Here is a 22,594-nt window from a genome sequence, read left to right as displayed (position 1 = left end):
TCCAATTACAATGCCACTTTACCTATTGCATATATCAACACGCATTTAAAACAGAACCAAATAATTTTATCTATGTTTAAATAGAATCCAGATATATGCATAAGCAAAGATGGACAAAATTTAAAAATGAAATTTAAATAGTATACAATTATTAAGTAAGTTTGAGAAATAGGATATAACATAATTAAGGAGAAAGTTCATGTTTCTAAATGTAGAGTTTAGAAACATGAACTTTTTATGCTTGTCAAAAATTTAAAATTCTAATTTCCTAGTTTTTAATTAAAATAAGTAGTAAATACATTATTAAACATCGCTTTCTCCAAAGGTTCCAAGATATAAAAATATTATAAAAGTTAAACCAATTACCATAAAACTATTTACTATAGGTAAATTAACTAAAACATTTTTAGCAAATATATTAATAATTAAAAAGCTTAAAATACCAAGAAGTAAGTATATTATTACATTTGTAAAATTTAAATTTATATTAATATGTTTCTTAACTTCGTATAAATTAAGTGATAATCCAATACCACAAGCTATAAATAGAGTTATACTATTACCAAAAATATTTATACACGGTATTGATGTAAATACATATAAGCATACTAACTCAATTGAAGCTTCAATTAATGAATTTCTAAGAATAACACCCTGCCTATTAAGACCATTTAAAATTCCAAACATAGTAGTAGAAGTGAAGAAAATCGGTGCAGCAAGTGATGCAACTCTTATATATGGACCTAAATCATTTCTGCCATAAAAAATTTTTCCTAATTCATCAGGAATGATATTGCATATTATAGTCGTTGAAAGTCCAAGTAAAAAGGCTAGTTTAATTACTTTTCTAATACGAAGAGAAGCCTTATACTGATTTCCCTGACTTAAAGTTTGCGAAAGATCTGGTATAAGCAAAGTATTTATAGTTGAAACAACAATAAGAGGAATAGCGATCAATCCCATAGCCATACCATTATATTTACCTATTAAGCTTAAGGCTTCAGAATAATTAAAACCAGCACATACTAATCTCCTAGGTACAACTAAAGTGCAAAGTGTAGCTAAAATATTGCTTAGAAAGCCATTTAAACATAAAGGAATTGCTACTATTATTACATCAAACAATAATTGAAATCTACCTTCTGGTTTTTCATATGATTTTGGAATTTTTTTTACAGTGTATTTATAGTAAATAAATAAACATAATAAGCTTTGAAATTCACCAATGCATAGTGCAACAGTAGCTAATGTAACCATATTTTGAAGTGTCTTAGCTTTTAAGAAAAATATTAAAATACTTACAGTTACAATTCTCATAGCTTTTTCAAAAATATCAATAATAGCAGGTGCTTTTATTTCCGATGTTCCATAAAAATAGCCTTTAAAAATATTTGAAATTGCAATACAAACCATAGCTGGACATATAACACGTATAGCATCAATAGTTCGCACATCATTAACACCATATTTACCTATTATTGGTGCAGCAAAAAAAACCATTATGCCAATAAGTAGAGCCCAGGTTATGTTAAAAAGAGAAACAATTCGTATAGTTCTAGTTATATTTTTATATTCTCCTTTTTGTTTATATATTGCAGATATTTTAGAAATAGCAGCTACGATTCCTGCACTCATAAGGCATATGAATAAATTATAAATTGGCATAACTAAGTTATATAAGCCCATACCCTCGGGACCAAGTATTTTAGACAAATATATAGTAAATATAAATCCAAGAATTCCTGTTGTTATATTAGAAGCCGTCAGTAAAAAAGAATTCTTTAAAAAGTTGTCCTTACTCAAATCTAATTCACTCCTTTAAATTACAATAAAGCATATTCAAAGTAATGACTAAATATGAACATTTTAAATTAAAAGTTAAGATATGATAAACATTTTAATTTAAAAGGTTAAGCTTAAGGGTATATTTTATTAGATTTAAAATATAAATTTAACAAGGGAAAATATATGGTTAATTTTATATTGAGGGGGTTAAGATTTGAAAAGATTTTGTCAATTTTTATTTAGTTCCGTTATAATAGTAAGTTTAGCTTTTTTATTGTTTAAATTTTCAGGAATTTATAGAGTAAACATTTTAAAAGATAATATAGATTGGAGTATTTCATCAAAAAATTGTAAAAATGCAGTGGCTTTTGATAAAGATGAATATGAAAATACATATGTGGCGTATAAGAACTATATAAAATTATTAAAAGATGATGGAAGAGAAGAAACATTGGTACAAAATAAGTCGTTTTCTATAGAAAGTATAGTTTGTACAAAGGATGATATGTATTTTATTTCAAATGATGAACTTTATCATTATAATATGGCAAGTAAATTTCTGGAGGTAATTCTAAAAGAAATACCAACAAACGGTGAAAATCTTGATAGAAATCTTATTGTTAAGGATTCAAATTTACTTTTATCAATTGGAGCAGCAACTAATTCCGGAATTGCAGAAGGTAATGGAGAAATAGATTTTAACAAAATTCCATACGATAAGAGTCCTATAAATATTGTATTGAATGGTGAAAATTATGGAGAAGAAAAAACAGGGGCATATATGCCATATACCAATTCAAGTATTAGAGGTCAAAAAATAAGTGCTGAAAAGTTTGGAAACGCATCTGTTATAAAAATAGATTTAAAAACTAATAAGACCTCTTTATATGCATGCGGAATAAGAAATATAACAGGGTGGGACTTAGATAGCAATAATAATTTAATAGCAATAGTTGGTGGTATGGAGGAGAAAGGAGTAAGGCCTGTTAAAAGAGATTTTGACTATTTATACAAATTACAGGAAGAAAACTGGTATGGATGGCCAGATTTTAGTGGAGGGGATCCAATAAGTTCACCAAGATTTAATGATGAAAATAAATTAATGCCTATAATAAATAATCCACCTAATAAAATTGTTGATGGACCAGAATATCAATTTTCTAAAGTTAATAGTATTAAATGTTTAGCAATAGATAAAGAAGGTAAAATTTTAGAAAAAGATTCTAATGTATTTTATGATAAAAAGAATAACGTTATAAGTTCAGTAAATTCAAATGGTGTTTTATATAAGCTGTTAAAATTAAAAGGTGAAAGTGATGTAAAAGGAATAAAATACTCATGTGGTAATATATATATATTAGATTCAGGTATAGGTTGCATATATAAATTACAATGTGGTAATTTAGGACTAAATTTCAACTTACCAAAGCCAGTTTGGATATTTATAATAGTTCTTTTATTTAGTTTGCTCATACTAAATATAATTAGATTTAATAATAAAAAGAATAAGAGTATTTAAAATAAAGCCTTAAAGTGAAATAGAAACTGCTCTATAAAAGTAAATATTATAGAGTGGTTTCTTATTTTAATTAAACTTTTTTATGAAATTTTAAATTTTTAGACTTAATATTATTAAAAAGTTTGTTTCCATAACTTTAATAATACGCTTAATAATGATAGAATATATATTTAGAGGGAAAAGAGGGGAATTTTATGGGGAAAACATTAGTTATTAATTTAGAAGATATTAATTTAAAGGGTGACATATTAGATGTTGGACAAGAAAATTTTGGTGTAATATACAGTATTTCCAAAGAAGTAGAAGCAGAATTGTCACTTGATTATGTTTTTAGTAATGATAAAGAGGGGTTAGAAGGAAGTGAATATGATGCATGTACACTTTTTTTTAATTTAAATAGATTTTGGAGTAACATAGAAAAAGAAAAGTTAATTAAAGAAATTAATTCTTATATAAAAGAGAATGGAGAAATATTAATTTGGGATATTAATAAAGAAAGAGGTAAATTATTTAATAATAAAATAAGGGTTATACTTCCAAAGGGTAAAGTAAAAGAATTTACATTTAAGAATTTGAATCCAATAATAAGTTCAAATGTAGAAGATATAAAAAAGATACTTTTAAAATATTTTGATATAGAAGAGATAAAAGTTTGGGAGGATATGTTTTTTATAAGAGCTAAAAAACTTAAAAATGAAATAAACTCTAAAGAAGTAGAGGAGACAAATACGAATGAGGATATTACTTACAGCAATTAACTCTAAATTTATTCATAGTAATTTAGCAGTTAGATATTTAAGAAATTTTACTAAAGATATGGATTGTGAAAGTATAATAAGGGAATTTTCTATTAATGATAGAGAAGAAAAGATATTAGAAGAAATTATTAATGAAAAGCCTGATGTTGTTGCTTTTTCAGTTTATATATGGAACGTAGAAATGGTTACAAGACTGTCTAATCTTATTAAGAATGTTGATGAAAATATTGAAATTTTATATGGAGGACCAGAGGTGTCATTTGATTCACATAAGTTTTTAGAAAATAACATTGGAGAATATGTTATTGAAGGCGAAGGTGAAAAGACATATAGAGATTTTATTTTATATAAACTTGGTTTAAAGAATGTAAATGAGATAAAAGGTCTTCACTATAAAAAAGATGGAAATGTATATTCTAATGAAAAAAGACCTCTTATGTCTATGGATGATTTAGTATTTCCATATGAAGATTATGAAAATTTAGATAATAAGATAATTTATTATGAGGCTTCAAGAGGATGTCCTTTTAATTGCAAATATTGTCTTTCATCAACAAGTCATGGTGTGAGATTTTTAAATATTGAAAGAGTACTAAAGGAATTGCAGTATTTCATCGATAAAAGAGTTAGGCTAGTTAAATTTGTAGATCGTACATTTAATTGTAATTATAAATTTTCAATGGCTATATGGAAGTTTTTGATAGAAACAGATACAGAAACAAAGTTTCATTTTGAAATATCAGCAGATATTTTAAAAGAAGAAGAAATTAAGTTATTATCAAAAGCACCAAAGGGAAGATTTCAATTTGAAGTTGGAGTTCAAACGACAAATGACAAGGTTCTTAATAATATAAATAGATTTGTTAATTTTGAAGACATAAAAGAAAAGGTTGATGAACTTATGGCTATAAAAAATATTAATCAACACTTAGATTTAATAGCTGGTCTTCCAGGGGAGGATTATGATTCATTTGTTAATTCTTTTAATGATGTTTATAAAATAAGACCAGAAGAAATTCAATTAGGTTTTTTAAAACTATTAAAGGGATCTTCAATGAGAGAAGAAGCTGAAAAGTATAAAATGAAGTTTTCGCCTTATCCACCATATGAAATATTAAAGACTGATTGCATTAATTATGATGAACTACTAAAATTAAAAAAGGTAGAAGCTATGGTAGATAAATATTATAATTCCAAAAAATTCAATAATATTATTAGATTTTTTGAGAGTAAATTTGATACACCATTTGAATTTTATTATTCACTAGGAAAATTTTTTCATAGAAAAGGATATTTTAATAAAAACATTGGAAATATAGAATATTATAAAGTATTTTTAGACTTTAATAATGAAGTTTTGAAAGATAATAACGATATATTAAATGAAATACTAAAATTTGATTATTTAATATTCAATAAAAAGCGTGGATTACCAGATTTTTTAAGAAGTAATATTAAAAAAGAAGATGAAAAAGATATAAAAGATAGATTAAAGCATAAATATTCATTTAAGGAGTATTATTTAGAAAAATTCTCAATAAATATTGAGGAGTATATTTTAAATGGAAATATACAAATATCAGAAAGTTATTATTTGTTTAATAATACTGGTGATTATATAAATCTAAAAATAAGTTAGAAGAAGTAAAAGGATGTAAAATAAAGATAACATTTACATAACAGATACTTTACTGAATTTTGACCGATTTTAGCATTTAATAATTTAAAATTCTTGAAAATATACAAAAAGAGTGTATAATAAAATAGACACAAAGTAATTAATACTATATAAAGTATTAATATATATATTATTTTTATATTTAAGGGCATGAAGGTGGTGATATTTTGGCATTAGAAGCAATTGAAGAAATAAAAAAAGCTGAGGCTCAAGCAGAAGAAATTCTTAAAGAAGCTAATAATGAAGCTAAAGATATAGTTATGAAAGCTACAGATGAAGCAGAAAAGCAATATCTTGATACTTTATCTTCTGCAAAAGAAAAAGCAAATAAAATTATTTCAAATGCTGTAGAAGCAGCAAATAAAAAAGCAGAGCCTATAATAAATAAGGGCAAGCAAGAATCAGAAGATATACTACATATATCTGCAGATAAGAAAAATAATGCTGTTAAATTAGTGATTGAGAGGATAGTGAAGATTCATGGCAATAGTTAAGATGAATAAGTTCACCTTGTTAGCCTTTGAATCAAAGAAAAATGAACTTCTTGAAAGAGTACAAAACTTCGCAGAAGTTGAATTTATCAATCTACAAGATGAGAATATTCAAGAAAAAAATGAAGTTCTTAATGAGTTAGATAAGGATGAAATTGATTCTGACATATCAAGGTGGGAAGAAGAATTATCAAAAGCTAAATTTGCCTTACAGTTCTTAAAGGACTATGTGCCTAAACAATCATTAATAAAGTCTTTACGTACAGAAAAACTTTCATTAACTCCTAAAGAACTAGAAAAAAAAGTATTAAATGGAGAATGGGAAGGTGTCTATGATAAAGTTAAAGAAAAAGAGCATACTTTAGCTTCATTAGACAATGAAAAGACTAGATTACAAGGAAATGTTCAAAGTTTAAAACCATATGAGAATTTTGATTTAGCATTAGGATCTTTAGATGATTTAAAAGTAACTGAATATTTCTTAGGAAGCATTGCTAACCAATATGAGGAAGCATTGAAAAATGATTTGAGTGATTGTTATTTAGAAATTATATCAAAAGACAATCAAGACACTTACTTCTTCCTTTTAGCTCATAAGGATAAGAAAGAAGAAGTGGAAGAGGTACTAAGAGGGTTTGGATTTAGTCCGTTTAAAACAGATGAGAAAGAACTCCCTTTAAAGCTTATTCAAGAATATAATGAAAGAATGTCCTTAATTGATTCTGAAAAGTTCTTAGTAAAAGAAGAATTAGCAGGATTTGAGGAAAATTTAGAAAGCTTGAAATTAGCTTATGAATATTACTATAACTTAGTAAATAGAAAATCTATTACTAATAGATTTTTGAAGACTGATAAAACAGTCTTATTACAAGGATGGGTTCCTAGTGAAAAAAATGATAGGTTAACTCAAATTACTAAGGATGTATTAGGTGAGGATTACTATTTAGCTTTTGAAGATGTTAAAGAAGAAGAAATTGATGATGTACCTATTAAATTGCAAAACAATGATTTAAATGCATCATTCGAATCAGTAACATCAATGTATGCTTTACCTAAGTATAATGATATAGATCCCACACCATTTGTTACACCATTCTATTTGGTTTTCTTTGGAATGATGGTTGCAGATGCAGGATATGGATTATTATTGTTATTAGGAACTCTTGGAGCATTAAAGTTATTTAATTTTAATGCAGAAACGAAAAAAATGGTTAAGTTCTTTATGTATTTAAGTTTCCCAACAATTATATTTGGATTAATTTATGGTTCATTCTTTGGAGACTTAATAGGTATTAAAGGTTTAATTGATACAAGTACAGATGTTATGACAATACTAGTTATGTCAGTAGTATTTGGTGCAATTCAAATTGTGTTTGGATTATTTATAAAAGCAGCTGTATTAATAAGGGCAGGAAAGAAATTAGATGCTTTTATGGATGTTGGATCATGGCTTATAACTCTATGTTCTATTGGAGGAATTGGAGCTGGATCAATGCTTAATATACCAGTACTAAAAACAGCATCTATAGCAGGTGCCATTATTGGTTCTATATTAATTGTTTTAACACAAGGAAGACAAATGGAATCAACAGGTGGAAAAATAGGCCAAGGTCTTTATGAATTATATGGTATTACAGGATACATAAGTGACTTAGTATCATACACAAGACTTATGGCAATAGGTTTATCAGGTGGATCTATAGCAGGAGCTATAAACATGATTATGGGAATGGTATCAGATAATGGTAATTCACTTTTAGGAACTATTCTGTTTGCACCATTAATATTTATCATGTTCCAAACAGTAAACTTATTATTATCATTATTAAGTGGATATGTTCATACATTAAGACTTACTTATGTAGAATATTTCTCAAAATTTTACGATGGTGGTGGAAAAGCATTTGAACCACTTGAAGCAAAAAATGAATACATTAATTTAAGAGAAGAGTAGGAGGACATTTAAAATGGATATGAGTTGGATTAAGTTTTTTTTAGAAAATAACGGTGGATTTGTTATGGGAGCACTAGGTGTTGCTTTAGCAGTAGGAATGTCAGGAATAGGATCATCAAAAGGTGTTGGTATCGTAGGTGAAGCAGCAGCAGGATTATTATCAGAACAACCAGAAAAATTTGGTAAAGCGTTAATTCTTGAATTATTACCAGGTACACAAGGTCTTTATGGATTCGTTATAGGATTATTAGTATTTTTACAATTAAGTCCAGAAACAACTTTTTCACAAGGTTTATACTTATTATTTGCTTGTTTACCAATAGCTATCACTGGTTTATGGTCAGGAATTGCTCAAGGTAAAGCAGCAGCTGCTGGTATTCAAATATTAGCTAAAAACCCAGAACACAACACTAAAGGTATGGTTCTTGCAGCGATGGTTGAAACTTATGCATTATTAGGATTCGTTGTATCATTCTTATTAGTAAATGGTGTATTTTAATAATAGCTTATTATAGAATTAGGATGTGAAGATTATGTCTAACATAAATAATTTAACTTCTAAAATCGTAAAAGATGCGGAAGATAAAAAAAGAATAATCTTATCAGAAGCTGAAGAGAAGAAAAGTAAGATAATTGCTAAAAAGCAAGAAAAAGCTGCTTCGGAAGAAAAGATTATTGTAAAAAAAGCTGAAACAGAAGCTGTAGCAAGAGAAGAAAGAATCATTTCTAGTGCAGAATTACAAGCAAGAAACGAGAAGTTAAAATCAAAACAAACAGTTATTAGTGAAGTTTTTGAAACTACTATAGAAGAACTTTGTAATGCATCAAGTGATGATTTTAAAGGATTTGTAAAAACTGTAATATTAAATAGCAATATTTCAGGAGATGAAAATTTAATATTAAATGAACAAGGGAAGAAAATGATTGATTCTGATTTTGTAGCAGAATTAAATAGAGAAATTGGTTCAAAAGGAAATATAACTCTAAGTGATAAAGCTGGAAACTTTAAAGGTGGATTCGTATTAGAGAAAGATGGCATAGAAATAAATAATACTTTTGAAGCTTTAGTAAATTCATTAAAAGATGAAATGGGTCTTGAAGTAGCAAGAGTATTGTTTAGTTAAGGAGGTTAACTAATGGATATAATGCAATTTAGTCAAGTTATACCGAGACTAAGAGTATACGAAACAAAACTCCTTGATAAATCAAAGATTGACAGAATGATCGATTCCAATTCTGCCAATGAAGCATTAAAAGTGCTTCAAGAAACAGAGTATGCCAATGTTATGACAAATGTTAAGAGAGCAGAAGACTATGAAATTATATTAAGTGAAGAATTAAAAAGATTGTTTCATTTAATGTATGAAATAAGTCCAATGAAATCTCTTGTTGACTTAATGAGTATTAAATATGATTATCAAAATATAAAAGTAATATTAAAAGGTATCTTTTTAAAGAAAGATTTATCTTATCTATTAATTCATGTTGGAACTATTGAAGCTTCAAGATTAAAGTATTTAGTAGAAAATAATGAATTAAGAGATTTACCTAAAGTTATGAGAGAAGCAATAGAAGAGTCAAAGGATAAGTTTGAAAATACTAAAGATCCTCAAATACTTGACATTATTTTAGATAAATATATGTTTAAACAATTAGTACAAATTAAGAATGAAATAAAAGATAACTTTGTTAATAAATACGTAGAAGCTCTTATAGATTCTACAAACTTGAAAACTCTTTTAAGAGTTAAAAAGCAAAACAAAGGCAGGGAATTCTTTGCTTCAGTTATTATTGAAGGAGGTTCTTTAGATAAAGATAAGTTATTAGGAATGTTAAATGATGCAGTAGAAAACATATCTAATAAGCTTTCGTTCACTGATTATAATGATTTAATAAAATCAGGTATAGAGTACTATACAAAGACAGGTTCTGTGAGTTTATTAGAAAAGTTAGTTGATAACTATATCATGGATATGATGAAAGACGCTAAAATAATACCTTTTGGAGTCGAGCCTTTAGTAGCTTATATTTATGCAAAAGAAACAGAAATAAAGATTATAAGAATTGTAATGGTTGGCAAACTCAATAATATTTCTGCGGAAGTAATTAGAGAAAGGCTGCGTGATATTTATGTTTAAGAAAATAGGTGTAGTTGGTGATAAGGATTCAGTTTTAGCTTTTAAAGCTTTAGGTATCGACGTTTTCCCTGTAGTTGGAAACGAAGAAGCAAAAAAAACTGTTGATAAATTAGCAAAGAATGATTACGCAGTTGTTTTTGTAACAGAACATGTTGCACAAGGTATCGAAGAAACAATTGAAAGATACAATAAAGAAGTACTTCCTGCTGTAATATTAATTCCAAGCAATCAAGGAACATTAAATATAGGTATGCAAAGAATAAGCGATAACGTAGAAAAAGCTGTAGGCGTTAATATTTTATAGAAAGGTAGGTTGGTAAGGTGAAGACCGGAAAGATAATTAAAGTTTCAGGACCTTTAGTAGTTGCTGAAGGTATGGATGAAGCTAATATATATGACGTTTGTAAGGTTGGAGAAAAGGGTCTTATCGGAGAAATCATCGAAATGAGAGGCGATAAGGCATCAATCCAAGTATATGAAGAAACTTCAGGAATAGGACCTGGGGACCCAGTTGTTACAACTGGAGAACCTCTAAGTGTTGAACTTGGACCAGGACTTATTGAATCAATGTTTGATGGAATACAAAGACCACTAGATGCATTTATGGAGGCTGCTCAGTCAAGTTTCTTAACTAGAGGAGTATCAGTTCCTTCATTAAATAGAGAAAAGAAGTGGGATTTTAAACCAACAGCAAAAGTTGGAGATGAAGTTAAATCTGGAACTGTAATAGGTACAGTACAAGAAACACCAGTTGTTGAACAAAGAATAATGGTTCCAATTGGAGTTGAAGGTAAAATAAAAGAAATTAAAGCTGGTAGCTTCACAGTTACTGAAACAATTGCTATAGTTGAAACTGAAAAAGGCGATAGAGAAGTTCAATTAATGCAAAAATGGCCAGTAAGAAAAGGAAGACCATATTCAGCAAAGATTAACCCAGTTGAGCCAATGCTTACAGGACAAAGAGTTATAGATACATTTTTCCCTGTTGCTAAAGGTGGAGCTGCTGCTATTCCAGGACCATTCGGAGCTGGTAAGACAGTAACACAACATCAAATTGCTAAATGGGGAGATGCAGAAATCGTTGTTTACGTTGGATGCGGAGAACGTGGTAACGAAATGACAGACGTTGTTAATGAGTTCCCAGAACTTATTGACCCTAAGACTGGCGAAAGTTTAATGAAGAGAACAGTTCTTATAGCTAATACTTCAAACATGCCAGTTGCGGCTAGAGAAGCTTCAATATATACAGGTATTACAATAGCTGAATATTTCAGAGATATGGGATACGCAGTATCAATAATGGCTGACTCAACTTCAAGATGGGCTGAGGCATTAAGAGAAATGTCTGGTAGACTTGAAGAAATGCCTGGTGATGAAGGATATCCAGCTTACCTTGGATCAAGACTTGCTGACTACTATGAAAGAGCTGGTAAAGTTGAATGTTTAGGTAATGATGGAAGAATTGGTTCTATAACAGCAATCGGTGCAGTATCACCTCCAGGAGGAGATATTTCAGAACCAGTATCACAATCAACACTTAGAATAGTTAAAGTGTTCTGGGGTCTAGATGCACAACTTGCATATCAAAGACATTTCCCAACTATTAACTGGTTAACATCATATTCATTATATGCTGATACAATAGACAAGTGGATGAATGGTAATGTTGCTGAAAATTGGGGAGCATTAAGATTAGAAGCTATGACTATACTTCAAGATGAGGCTCAATTACAAGAAATCGTAAGACTTGTTGGTATTGATGCATTATCTGAAAAAGATAGATTAAAATTAGATGTTGCTAAATCAATCAGAGAAGACTATTTACAACAAAATGGTTTCCATGAAATTGATACTTATACATCATTAAAGAAGCAATATAAGATGCTAAGTCTTATATTAGGATATAGAAAAGAAGCAGAAAGAGCTTTAGAAGCTGGAGTATATTTAAATGATATCTTAGCTATGGAAGACTTAAAAGATAGAATTGCTAGAAGTAAGTACATACACGAAGATGATTTAGATAAAATTGATCAAATCGCTGTAGACTTAAAAACTGCAATTGATAACCTAATAAGCAAAGGAGGGGTAGCAAATGCTTAAAGAATACAGAACAGTTACTGAAGTTGTTGGCCCTTTGATGGTTGTTGAAGGTGTTGAAGGCGTTAAGTATGATGAACTAGTTGAAATTGAACTTCATACTGGTGAAAAAAGAAGAGGTAAGGTTCTAGAAGTTAATGGATCAAAAGCAATGGTTCAAATATTCGAAGGATCTTCAGGAATAAATTTAAAAGGTACTAAAGCTAAATTCTTAGGTAGACCACTTGAACTTGGTGTATCTGAAGACATGTTAGGAAGAGTATTTGATGGTATGGGTAGACCTAATGATAATGGTCCAGACATAATACCCGAAAAAAGAGTAGATATAAATGGTGAAGCTATTAACCCTATGGCTAGAGACTTCCCATCAGAATTTATTCAAACAGGAGTTTCTGCAATTGATGGACTTAACACTCTAGTTAGAGGACAAAAGTTACCTGTTTTCTCAGCAGCAGGACTTCCACATGCAGAACTTGCAGCACAAATTGCAAGACAAGCGAAAGTTTTAAATTCAGATTCTAAGTTTGCCATTGTATTTGCAGCTATAGGTATAACTTTCGAAGAAGCTCAATTCTTCGTAGATGAATTTAAATCAACAGGTGCCATTGATAGATCAGTTCTATTCATGAACTTAGCATCTGACCCAGCTATCGAAAGAATAGCTACACCAAGAATGGCTCTTACTTGTGCTGAATACTTAGCTTATGAAAAAGGAATGCAAGTTCTAGTTATAATGACTGATATTACAAACTATGCAGAAGCATTAAGAGAAATTTCAGCAGCTAGAAAAGAAGTTCCAGGTAGAAGAGGATATCCAGGTTATCTTTATACTGACCTTTCTACATTATATGAAAGAGCAGGAAGACTTAGAGGTAAAGAGGGTTCAATCACTCAAATTCCAATACTTACAATGCCTGAAGATGATAAAACTCATCCAATTCCAGATTTAACTGGATATATTACTGAAGGTCAAATTATCCTTTCAAGAGAATTATATAAGAAGGGTATAATGCCTCCAATAGATGTTTTACCATCACTTTCAAGACTTAAAGATAAGGGTATTGGTAAAGGCAAGACTAGAGAAGACCATGCAGATACTATGAACCAATTATTTGCGGCATATTCACAAGGTAAGCAAGCAAAAGAATTATCAGCAATCTTAGGAGAATCTGCTTTATCAGATACTGATAAGAAACTTGCTAAATTTGCAGAAGCTTTTGAAGACGAGTATGTATCTCAAGGCTTTAATACAAATAGAACAATTGAAGAAACTCTAAACTTAGGATGGAAGTTATTAAAGATGCTTCCTAGAACTGAGCTTAAGAGAATTAGAGACGAATACCTTGAAAAATATATGCCAAGAGAGGAAGAGTAGTCTATGGCAAAGCTAAATGTTAATCCTACTAGAATGGAACTCTCTAAACTTAAAAAAAGATTAACTACCTCAACAAGAAGTCATAAGCTTTTAAAAGATAAACAAGATGAATTAATGAGACAATTCATTAACCTTGTTAAATATAATAATAAGCTAAGAAAAGAAGTGGAAGATAATCTGCAAGGTTCCCTTAAGGATTTCGTTATGGCTAGAGCCGTTATGAGCTCTGAATTCCTAGAAGAAGCTATTGTATATCCTAAGGAACATATTTCTGTTGAAGTTGGCGAAAAGAACGTAATGAGCGTATCTGTTCCTGTTATGAACTTTAAGAGACAACTTGAAGGTGATGAAGGAAGTATATATCCATACGGATTTGCCAATACATCATCAGAACTTGATGATACTCTTTCTAAGCTTTATGAAATTCTTCCGCAATTACTAGAACTTGCAGAAGTAGAAAAGTCATGTCAGTTAATGGCTAACGAAATTGAAAGTACTAGAAGAAGAGTTAATGCTCTTGAATATATGACTATTCCTCAACTTCAAGAGACTATAAAGTATATTAGAATGAGACTTGATGAAAATGAAAGATCGGCTACAACTAGATTAATGAAAGTTAAGAGCATGATTGAACAAAGAGGTTAATATAAAAGGAACGCTTAAGCGTTCCTTTTTTTTCTATCTTAATATATAAAATAAAATTACTAAAATATAAGAAGTACTTGAAAAAAATTCAAATATATACCATAATTAAGTGTATAACTTATAATTAATCAGGGGGGATTAAATATGAAAAAGAAGATTTTAAGTGCTATGTTATCGCTTACATTAATTTTTAGTTTAAATACTACTGCTGTGTGGGCAGCTAGCAAAGATGATAGTACCAAAATAACAATAATTCATACAAATGATACTCATAGCAGAGTATTGTCAGCAGACGGTGGGTTTGGATTTGCAAAGATTGCAACTATAGTAAATGAAACTAAAAAGGAAAATCCAAATACATTATTAGTAGATGCTGGAGACACTTTACATGGAAAACCAATAGTTAATGTTAGTAAAGGTGAAAATGCTGTTAAAATATTAGATGCAGCTGGTTATGATTTTATGGTTCCAGGTAATCATGATTTTAACTATGGAAATGAAAGGTTAATGGAATTAAGTAAATTAGCTAAAAATTTTAAGATGTTAGATGCTAATGTAAAAAAGAATGGAAAAGATATGCTACCACCATATGAGATCGTAGAAAAGGGAAATGTTAAAATTGGTGTTTTTGGAATATCAACCCCGGAAACAGCATATAAAACAAATCCTGCTAATGTAAAGGATATAACTTTTGAAGATCCTATAAAGGTATCAGAAGAAATGGTTAAAGAATTAAAAGATAAGACAGATGTTATTGTAGCTTTAACTCATGTAGGGTTAGATGATAGTTCAGTTGTAACATCTAAGCAAATTGCTGAAAAAGTTAAAGGGATTGATGTAATAATAGATGGACATAGCCATACAACTTTAAATGATGGCTTAGTAGTTAATAATACATTAATAGCACAAACAGGTGAATATGATCAAAATCTTGGTGTAGTAGAATTAGAAGTTAAAGATAAAAAAGTTACAGACAAAAAAGCAAAATTATTAAATTCAAAAGATTATAAAGAATTAAAAGAAGATGAAAAAGTAACAGATTTATTAAAAGATATACAAGCTGAAAATGACAAAGTATTTTCAGAAGTTGTTGCAAGCAATGATGTATTGCTAGATGGTGTTAGAGGAAATGTGAGAACTAAAGAAACAAACCTTGGAAATATAACAGCAGATGCAACTAGAGACATCACTAAAGCTGATATTGCATTTGTAAATGGAGGATCTTTAAGAACTTCAATAGAACCAGGAGATATAACTAAAGGAAAACTTGCAGAATTATTTCCATTTGGTAGTGTAGCACAAACTGTAAAATTATCAGGTAGTGATATAGTTAAGGCTCTTGAAGTATCAGTGGGGGCATATCCAACAGAACAAGGTGGATTTTTACAAGTAAGTGGAATGACATTCTCATTTGATCCAACAAAGGAAAAAGGAAATAGAGTTTTTGATGTAAAAGTTGGCGAAAATCCAATTGATTTAAATAAAGAATATACTGTAGCAATAAATGATTTCTTATCTCAAGGTGGAGATGGATATACAATGCTTAAAACTACTGTTGTAGGAGAATTTGCAACATATGATGATATTTTTGCAAAATATTTAAATGACAATGGTATGAAGAGTGATATTACTTTAGGTAGAATACAAGTTAAAGAAAATGGTAAACAAGTAGTAACAAATCAAAATAACGTAGTTTCAGTTCAAGCAGCACCAACAGTTCAAGAATCACAAGTATCTACTAAAACAGAAACTGTATATACTGTAATTGCAGGTGATAATCTTTCTAAAATAGCTAGAAGAAATAATACTACATGGCAAACATTAGCACAATATAATAATTTACAAAATCCAGATTTAATATATGTAGGAGATCAAATTAAAATTCCAGCATAATTTATTTTAGTTATATATAAAGCAGAAACATGATAAAAATGTTTTTGCTTTTTTTGAAAAATTATATTATTGAGAGTTTCTAGAGAAGTCAAATGCAAATTTAGTTGAAGCTTAAGAAATGAGTCATAAAGAATTAAATTAATTTTAATACGCTTTTTTCTATAATTAGAAAACCTTAATAATTTTGTAATTGATAAGATATGGCTTTAATAGTATAATCAAACGTGGATAACTTTAACTAATAGTATTTTTATTTAGCTAAGGAGTAGATAATAAAATGCAATATATATTAGCTATGATAGTTACATTATTGTTATCGCTATTAATTATGCCAATAGTAATGAAACTATCAATTAAATTAAAATTTACAGATAAACCAACAAAAAGAAAACAACATAAAAAAGAAACCCCATTATGTGGTGGAATAGTATTATACATATGTTTTTTTATTTCTTTTTTCTTATTTGTAAAAGATGATATAAAACAACAAATAGTTGTATTTATAGCAGCAACAGCAATATTATTAATAGGACTTATAGATGATTATTATAAAACAAGATTTAAAGAATTTGCTATACTTCCAAGATTGATTATTCAATTGTTATCAGCTGTACTTGTTTTTAAGGCAGGAATAGCATTTATGGGATTTACTAATCCATTTACTGGAGAATTTATAGAGTTAAGTAAAACCATACAATTTTTACTAACAATAACTTGGATATTTGGAGTCACAACTGTAATTAATTGGTCTGATGGTATGGATGGATTAGCAGGTGGGATTTCACTTATTTCAGCAATAACTTTTTTGGTTGCAGCAATAATATTAAGACAACAAGTATCAGCAGAAACATCAATAATATTAATAGGATCTATACTTGGATTTTTATGTTATAATAGGTACCCAGCAAAAGTGTTTATGGGAGATTCAGGTGCTAATTTTTTAGGATTCATATTAAGTGTTATAGCATTAGACGGTGCATTTAAACAAGCTACTGTGCTGAGTTTATTTATACCTATTTTGGCTTTAGCTGTACCAATATTTGATAATTTATTTGTTATTTTTAAAAGATTTTCAGAAGGAAAACCTGTTTATCAAGCAGATAGAAGTCAAATACATTTTAGACTTGAAGAAAAAGGATTCACACCAAAGCAAGTTGTAAATTACATAATGATAATAAGTTCTGTTTTTAGTTTAATTTCTATTATACTTTTACTTATTAAAATTTAATAATGAAAAGTACATATAGATTATGGATTATTTAAAAGAAAAACTTTACAAATCAAATAGAGTAATGTATAATTAGAAATAATTTCTTATCAAGAGTGGTGGAGGGACTGGCCCGATGAAACCCGGCAACCAATATATAATGTATATAAGGTGCTAAATCCTGCAGTGAATGACTGATAGATAAGGGTAATTTTATTTTAGTGTAGAAGTTTATTATGCCTAAAGGAATACCCTTTAGGCATTTTTTTTATCTAAAAAAGGGGGCAAAAAAAATGAATATTAAAAATTTATTCACAGACAAAAAGGTGGTTTTTTCATTTGAAATTTTTCCACCTAAAATAACATCATCCATACAAACTATTTATAATACATTAGATGATTTAAAAGGATTAAATCCAGATTATATAAGTGTTACCTATGGGGCAGGTGGCAGTGTTAAAAACAATAAGACTATTGAGCTAACTTCTCTTATAAAAAATAAATATGGAATTGAAGCAGTATCACATTTAACTTGCATTAGTTCAACTAAGAATGATATAGAATATTATTTAAGAGAATTTGAAAAGAATAATATAGAGAATATCCTTGCGTTAAGAGGTGATGTTCCTATAGGAAGTAAAATTACAGGAGAATTAAATCATGCTAACGAATTAATTAAGCATATAAGTGATAATGGACAATTTAATATAGCTGCAGCATGTTATCCAGAAGGCCATATAGAGCATAAAGGATTGTATAGAGAAATTGAGAGCATGAAGAGAAAAGAAGAGGCAGGAGCATCTTATTTTATATCTCAGTTGTTTTTTGATAACAATTTATATTATAATTTTCAAGACGAGGTTCGTGCTGCTAATATAAATTTACCTATTGAAGCTGGAATTATGCCTGTAACAAATAAAAAACAAATTGAAAGAATTTTATCTTTAAGCGGAGCATCACTTCCAGATAAATTTAAAAGAATAATGGAAAGATATGAGCATAATCCAGAAGCTTTAAGAGATGCTGGGATTGCTTATGCAGTTGAACAAATCGTAGACCTAATTTCTACAGGTGTGGATGGAATACATTTATATGTTATGAATAATCCATATGTAGCTAAAAGGATAAGCCAAAGTATAGAAAATATTCTATTAACAGTAAATCAAAATCAATTCGTTTAGGAGGATACAATAATGGAAAAAGTAGAAAGTTTTGAATTAGATCACAGAAAGGTTAAAGCACCATACATAAGAAAATGTTGTTTACTTGATGGTAAGCTTGGAGATAAGGTAACAAAGTTTGATATAAGATTTCTTCAACCTAACAAAGAAGAATTTGGTACAGCAGCAATGCATGGACTTGAACATTTATTAGCACATGAACTTAGAGCAAAATTAGAAGGTATAATTGATTTATCACCTATGGGATGTAGAACAGGTTTCTATTTAAGTATATGGGGTGATAGAGAAGCATCAGAAATAAAAGAAGCGTTAGAATACTCATTAGAAAAAGTTTTAGAAGCAAAAGAAATACCTGCTGCTAATGATATTCAATGTGGAAATTATAGAGATTTATCTTTATTTGGTGCAAAAGAATATGCTAAGGAAGCATTAGAAAGAGGCTTTTCTCTTAATATATACGGAGAATAAAATGTATAATACACAACAACTTAAAATACCTAAGGATGAAGTCCTTAGGTATTTAGGTTATAAAAAGCAAGAATTAACAGCATCAATAGATGTATTAATAGATGAAACTATAGATGAATGTAAGAAATTAATAATACCTAAATATGTTTGTGCTAAGTATAAAAACCATGCTAAAAAGGATGGGATATGTATAGAAGGAACAAGTTTAATATTAAAAGGAGAAGACATTAAAAATCATCTTCTTTATGCACAGGAAGTATTTTTTATAGCAGGTACTGTAGGGAGCAAAATAGAGAAAAAAATTAAGCTATATGAAACAATAGAATTGACAAAAGCTTTAATTTTAGATGCTTGTGCAACAGTAGCAATAGAAGAGTTTTTAGATGAAATAGAAGAAAAGATAAGATTAGATGTAAGAAAAGAAAACAGTGCTATAACATTTAGATATAGTCCGGGATATGGAGATTTGTCATTAGATATTCAAAGGGATATAGTGAATACATTAAAAGCAGATAAAGCAATAGGTCTTACAGTATCATCACATCATTTATTATTTCCTAGGAAATCAGTAACTGCAATAATTGGGGTTATTCCAAATGAAAAAGAGGAAAAACAAAGAGGATGTGAGGTTTGTAAGAATTATAACAATTGTAGTTTTAGAAGAGAGGGGAATAATTGTGGGGCTTAAAGAATTCATAAAAGATAATATACTTGTATTTGATGGGGCAATGGGAACAATGCTTCAAAAAAAGGGACTAAAACTTGGAGAAAATCCTGAAATATTTAATATAGAGGAAAGTGAAAAAGTAAAGAAAATTCATGAAGAATATATTAAAAATGGAGCCATGGTTATAACATCAAATACTTTTGGGGCAAATGAATTGAAATTAGAAAATACAGGATATACAGTTGAAGAAATTATAAATGCAGCAATTTCTCTAGCAAAAGAAGCTAAAGGAAATGATAAAGTCTATATTGCATTAGATATAGGACCAATAGGCGAACTTTTAGAACCAATGGGTACATTAAGTTTTGATAGAGCTTATGAAATATTTAAAAGGCAAATAGTACAGGGTGAAAAATCTGGTGCAGATTTAATATTAATTGAAACAATGACAGATCTTTACGAAGCAAAAGCAGCTCTTTTGGCAGCAAAAGAAAATACTAGATTACCTGTATTTTGTACTATGTCATTTGATGAAAATGGAAGGACTTTTACAGGATGTACACCAGAAAGTATGGCAATCACTCTGGAGGGCATAGGAGCAGATGCTGTAGGAATAAATTGCTCTTTAGGACCTAAAGAATTACTTCCAATAGTAAAAAGAATAAAGAAAGCAACTAATTTACCTATAATGACACAACCTAATGCTGGTTTACCTAAGTTATCTTTTGGTGAAGCGATATATGACATTACTTCAGAAGAATTTAAATATTGGGTAAATGAATTTGTTAAAGAAGGTGTAAGTATAATTGGAGGATGTTGTGGAACAACTCCAGAGTTTATTAAAAGATTAAGAGTTCTTGCGGACAATAATAAAAGAATAATAAGAGATAAAATCGAATTTTCAGCTGTATGTACACCATCAAATGTTGTTAAAATTGAAGGCATAAAGGTAATTGGGGAAAGAATAAATCCAACAGGAAAGAAGTTATTTAAAGAAGCACTTAAAAATAATGATATTGATTATATATTAAAACAAGCAATAGAACAAATAGAAGCTGGTGCTGAGATACTTGATATAAATGTAGGATTACCTGAAATAAATGAAAAAGAAATGATGAAGAAAGTAGTTAAAGAGATTCAGGGGATTATAGATGCACCATTACAAATAGATTCATCAAACATAGAAGCTATTGAGGTAGGATTAAGAACTTATAATGGAAAACCAATTGTCAATTCAGTAAATGGGGAAGATGAGGTATTAGAAAAGATACTACCTTTGGTAAAAAAATATGGAGCAAGTGTTGTAGGGCTTACATTAGATAAAAAAGGTATACCTGCTACTGCTGATGAGAGATTTAAGATAGCAGAGAAGATAGTAAAAAAAGCTAAAGAGTATGGAATAGAGAAACATAATGTATTTATCGATTGCTTAGTATTAACAGCTTCTGCACAACAAGCTGAAGTGAAAGAAACATTAAAAGCATTAAGACGAGTTAAAGAAGAATTAGGTGTAAAAACATTACTAGGAGTTTCAAATATATCTTTTGGTTTGCCATGCAGAGAATTAATAAATGAAACATTTCTAGCAATGGCAATAGCTAATGGATTAGATCTTCCAATAATGAATCCTAATAGTACTGGTATGATGGATGTGATAAATTCATATAATGTATTGGCTAATATAGATAAAGGATCAGAGAAATATATATCTATATATGGAAATGTAAAAGTTGAAAGAGGATTAAGAGATAATTCTAAAAAGAATATGGAAGTAATTAAAAGTGAAAATATTGATTTAAAATATATAGTGATAAAAGGATTAAAGGATGAAGCAGAAGAGGCTACAAAGCATATCTTAAAAACAATGAATGAACTTAGTGTAGTTAATGAAATACTAATACCGGCACTAGATGAAGTTGGGTTAAAATACGAAAAAGGTGAAATATTCTTACCACAATTAATACAATGCGCAGAAACTGTTAAACAGGCCTTTGAAGTTATAAAAAAGAGATTAGTTATTAACAAATCAAATAGTATATCTAAAGGTAAGATTGTATTAGCAACTGTAAAAGGGGATATTCATGATATAGGAAAAAATATAGTTAAAGTAATTCTTGAAAATTATGGATATCAAATAATTGATTTAGGTAAAGATGTATCAGTAGAAACTGTTGTAGATGTTTCTTTGAAAAATGATATTAAATTAGTTGGTCTTAGTGCTTTAATGACAACAACGTTAAGAAGTATGGAAGAAACAATTAAAGGATTAAGGGATAATGGCTATAAAGGAAGAGTATTTGTAGGGGGCGCAGTATTGACTGATGAATATGCGAAGCAAATAGGTGCTGATTATTATGCCAAGGATGCCAGAGAATCAGTTGAAATAGCAAAAAAAATATTTGAATAATTTTAAATGAATGTTGATATTATAGTATAAAGCTCATGGACAGAGGAATTTACTTTAAGAAATCTAAAAATAAAGATTTAAAAGACTAGGAACTATCTGAATGCATAAATATGTTTTGGATAGTTTTTTTTATGCATTCAGATAGTTCAGAATTTTTAAAAGTATAAATAAATCCAAGGTTATATATTTTGAAATTAAGAATTATATATGTAAATGTTTAAATAGAAAAATCAATATATTAAATAAGGCTATGTTTTAGCAGAGTGTTGATATATGCATAAGCAAAGTGGGCTGAGTAATTGAATTTAGGAATGCTAAAATGAGTATAGTC

19 protein-coding genes and 1 riboswitch are annotated in these 22,594 nt (G+C 28.9%); of the genes, 18 read left to right on the top strand and 1 reads right to left on the bottom strand.

Annotation, left to right across the window (positions count from 1 at the left end; genetic code table 11):
* Positions 1 to 303: 303 nt before the first annotated feature.
* The gene (gene spoVB, locus NG904_RS11615) at positions 304 to 1,803 is read right to left on the bottom strand and encodes a stage V sporulation protein B (RefSeq protein ID WP_252213737.1); all 1,500 of its coding nucleotides are present in this window, start codon (positions 1,801 to 1,803) and stop codon (positions 304 to 306) included.
* A gap of 196 nt (positions 1,804 to 1,999) precedes the next feature.
* On the opposite strand from spoVB, the gene NG904_RS11610 reads away from it, so the two are divergent.
* The 18 genes from NG904_RS11610 (at position 2,000) to NG904_RS11525 (ending at position 22,263) form a co-directional block, all read left to right on the top strand.
* Positions 2,000 to 3,304 carry a hypothetical protein gene (locus NG904_RS11610; RefSeq protein ID WP_252231728.1) on the top strand — a complete coding sequence of 435 codons (1,305 nt, stop codon included), beginning with the start codon at positions 2,000 to 2,002 and terminating at the stop codon, positions 3,302 to 3,304.
* 194 nt (positions 3,305 to 3,498) lie between these two features.
* Positions 3,499 to 4,062 (top strand): hypothetical protein, encoded by a 564-nt coding sequence (locus NG904_RS11605; RefSeq protein WP_252231727.1) that lies wholly within the window; start codon positions 3,499 to 3,501, stop codon positions 4,060 to 4,062.
* Complete coding sequence (locus NG904_RS11600) at positions 4,037 to 5,701, top strand: B12-binding domain-containing radical SAM protein (RefSeq protein WP_252231726.1); 1,665 nt, start codon at positions 4,037 to 4,039, stop codon at positions 5,699 to 5,701. Before NG904_RS11605 ends, NG904_RS11600 begins: the two co-directional genes overlap by 26 nt.
* Before the next feature lie 206 nt (positions 5,702 to 5,907).
* Complete coding sequence (locus NG904_RS11595) at positions 5,908 to 6,234, top strand: ATPase (RefSeq protein WP_252213730.1); 327 nt, start codon at positions 5,908 to 5,910, stop codon at positions 6,232 to 6,234.
* Positions 6,221 to 8,185 (top strand): V-type ATP synthase subunit I, encoded by a 1,965-nt coding sequence (locus NG904_RS11590; protein ID WP_252213728.1) that lies wholly within the window; start codon positions 6,221 to 6,223, stop codon positions 8,183 to 8,185. The genes NG904_RS11595 and NG904_RS11590 overlap by 14 nt, the downstream gene beginning before the upstream one ends.
* 13 nt (positions 8,186 to 8,198) lie before the next feature.
* Positions 8,199 to 8,684 (top strand): V-type ATP synthase subunit K, encoded by a 486-nt coding sequence (locus tag NG904_RS11585; RefSeq protein WP_252213727.1) that lies wholly within the window; start codon positions 8,199 to 8,201, stop codon positions 8,682 to 8,684.
* A gap of 34 nt (positions 8,685 to 8,718) precedes the next feature.
* The gene (locus NG904_RS11580) at positions 8,719 to 9,309 is read left to right on the top strand and encodes a V-type ATP synthase subunit E (RefSeq protein WP_252213726.1); all 591 of its coding nucleotides are present in this window, start codon (positions 8,719 to 8,721) and stop codon (positions 9,307 to 9,309) included.
* 12 nt (positions 9,310 to 9,321) lie between these two features.
* Positions 9,322 to 10,323, top strand: coding sequence for a V-type ATP synthase subunit C (locus NG904_RS11575; RefSeq protein WP_252213725.1), 1,002 nt, complete (start codon positions 9,322 to 9,324; stop codon positions 10,321 to 10,323).
* Positions 10,316 to 10,627: a V-type ATP synthase subunit F gene (locus tag NG904_RS11570; protein WP_003373988.1), complete on the top strand. Its 312-nt coding sequence runs from the start codon at positions 10,316 to 10,318 to the stop codon at positions 10,625 to 10,627. The genes NG904_RS11575 and NG904_RS11570 overlap by 8 nt, the downstream gene beginning before the upstream one ends.
* Positions 10,628 to 10,644: 17 nt before the next feature.
* Positions 10,645 to 12,423 (top strand): V-type ATP synthase subunit A, encoded by a 1,779-nt coding sequence (locus NG904_RS11565; protein ID WP_252231725.1) that lies wholly within the window; start codon positions 10,645 to 10,647, stop codon positions 12,421 to 12,423.
* Positions 12,416 to 13,795, top strand: a complete 1,380-nt coding sequence (locus NG904_RS11560; RefSeq protein WP_252213723.1) for a V-type ATP synthase subunit B — start codon at positions 12,416 to 12,418, stop codon at positions 13,793 to 13,795. Before NG904_RS11565 ends, NG904_RS11560 begins: the two co-directional genes overlap by 8 nt.
* A gap of 3 nt (positions 13,796 to 13,798) precedes the next feature.
* On the top strand, positions 13,799 to 14,440 hold the full coding sequence (locus tag NG904_RS11555) for a V-type ATP synthase subunit D (RefSeq protein WP_003374514.1): 642 nt from the start codon (positions 13,799 to 13,801) through the stop codon (positions 14,438 to 14,440).
* A gap of 144 nt (positions 14,441 to 14,584) precedes the next feature.
* A complete protein-coding gene (locus NG904_RS11550) occupies positions 14,585 to 16,333 on the top strand; it encodes a 5'-nucleotidase C-terminal domain-containing protein (protein WP_252231724.1) in 1,749 nt (582 codons plus the stop codon).
* 277 nt (positions 16,334 to 16,610) lie between these two features.
* A complete protein-coding gene (locus NG904_RS11545; protein WP_252225407.1) occupies positions 16,611 to 17,561 on the top strand; it encodes a glycosyltransferase family 4 protein in 951 nt (316 codons plus the stop codon).
* A gap of 83 nt (positions 17,562 to 17,644) precedes the next feature.
* Positions 17,645 to 17,748: riboswitch (SAM riboswitch) on the top strand.
* An 85-nt stretch (positions 17,749 to 17,833) separates the two neighbouring features.
* Entirely contained in the window at positions 17,834 to 18,721 is an 888-nt protein-coding gene (gene metF / locus NG904_RS11540; protein ID WP_252231723.1) for a methylenetetrahydrofolate reductase [NAD(P)H], read from the top strand.
* A gap of 12 nt (positions 18,722 to 18,733) precedes the next feature.
* Positions 18,734 to 19,189 carry an S-ribosylhomocysteine lyase gene (locus tag NG904_RS11535; RefSeq protein ID WP_012423319.1) on the top strand — a complete coding sequence of 152 codons (456 nt, stop codon included), beginning with the start codon at positions 18,734 to 18,736 and terminating at the stop codon, positions 19,187 to 19,189.
* Between the two features lies 1 nt (position 19,190).
* The gene (locus NG904_RS11530; RefSeq protein ID WP_252231722.1) at positions 19,191 to 19,877 is read left to right on the top strand and encodes a methionine synthase; all 687 of its coding nucleotides are present in this window, start codon (positions 19,191 to 19,193) and stop codon (positions 19,875 to 19,877) included.
* A complete protein-coding gene (locus NG904_RS11525) occupies positions 19,867 to 22,263 on the top strand; it encodes a homocysteine S-methyltransferase family protein (RefSeq protein ID WP_252231762.1) in 2,397 nt (798 codons plus the stop codon). The genes NG904_RS11530 and NG904_RS11525 overlap by 11 nt, the downstream gene beginning before the upstream one ends.
* Positions 22,264 to 22,594 lie beyond the last annotated feature (331 nt).

Source organism: Clostridium sp. ZBS15 (genome assembly GCF_023845705.1).
In the GTDB taxonomy this organism is placed as follows: Bacteria; Bacillota; Clostridia; order Clostridiales; family Clostridiaceae; genus Clostridium; species Clostridium aquiflavi.
This window is presented reverse-complemented; position numbering and strand designations above follow the sequence as displayed.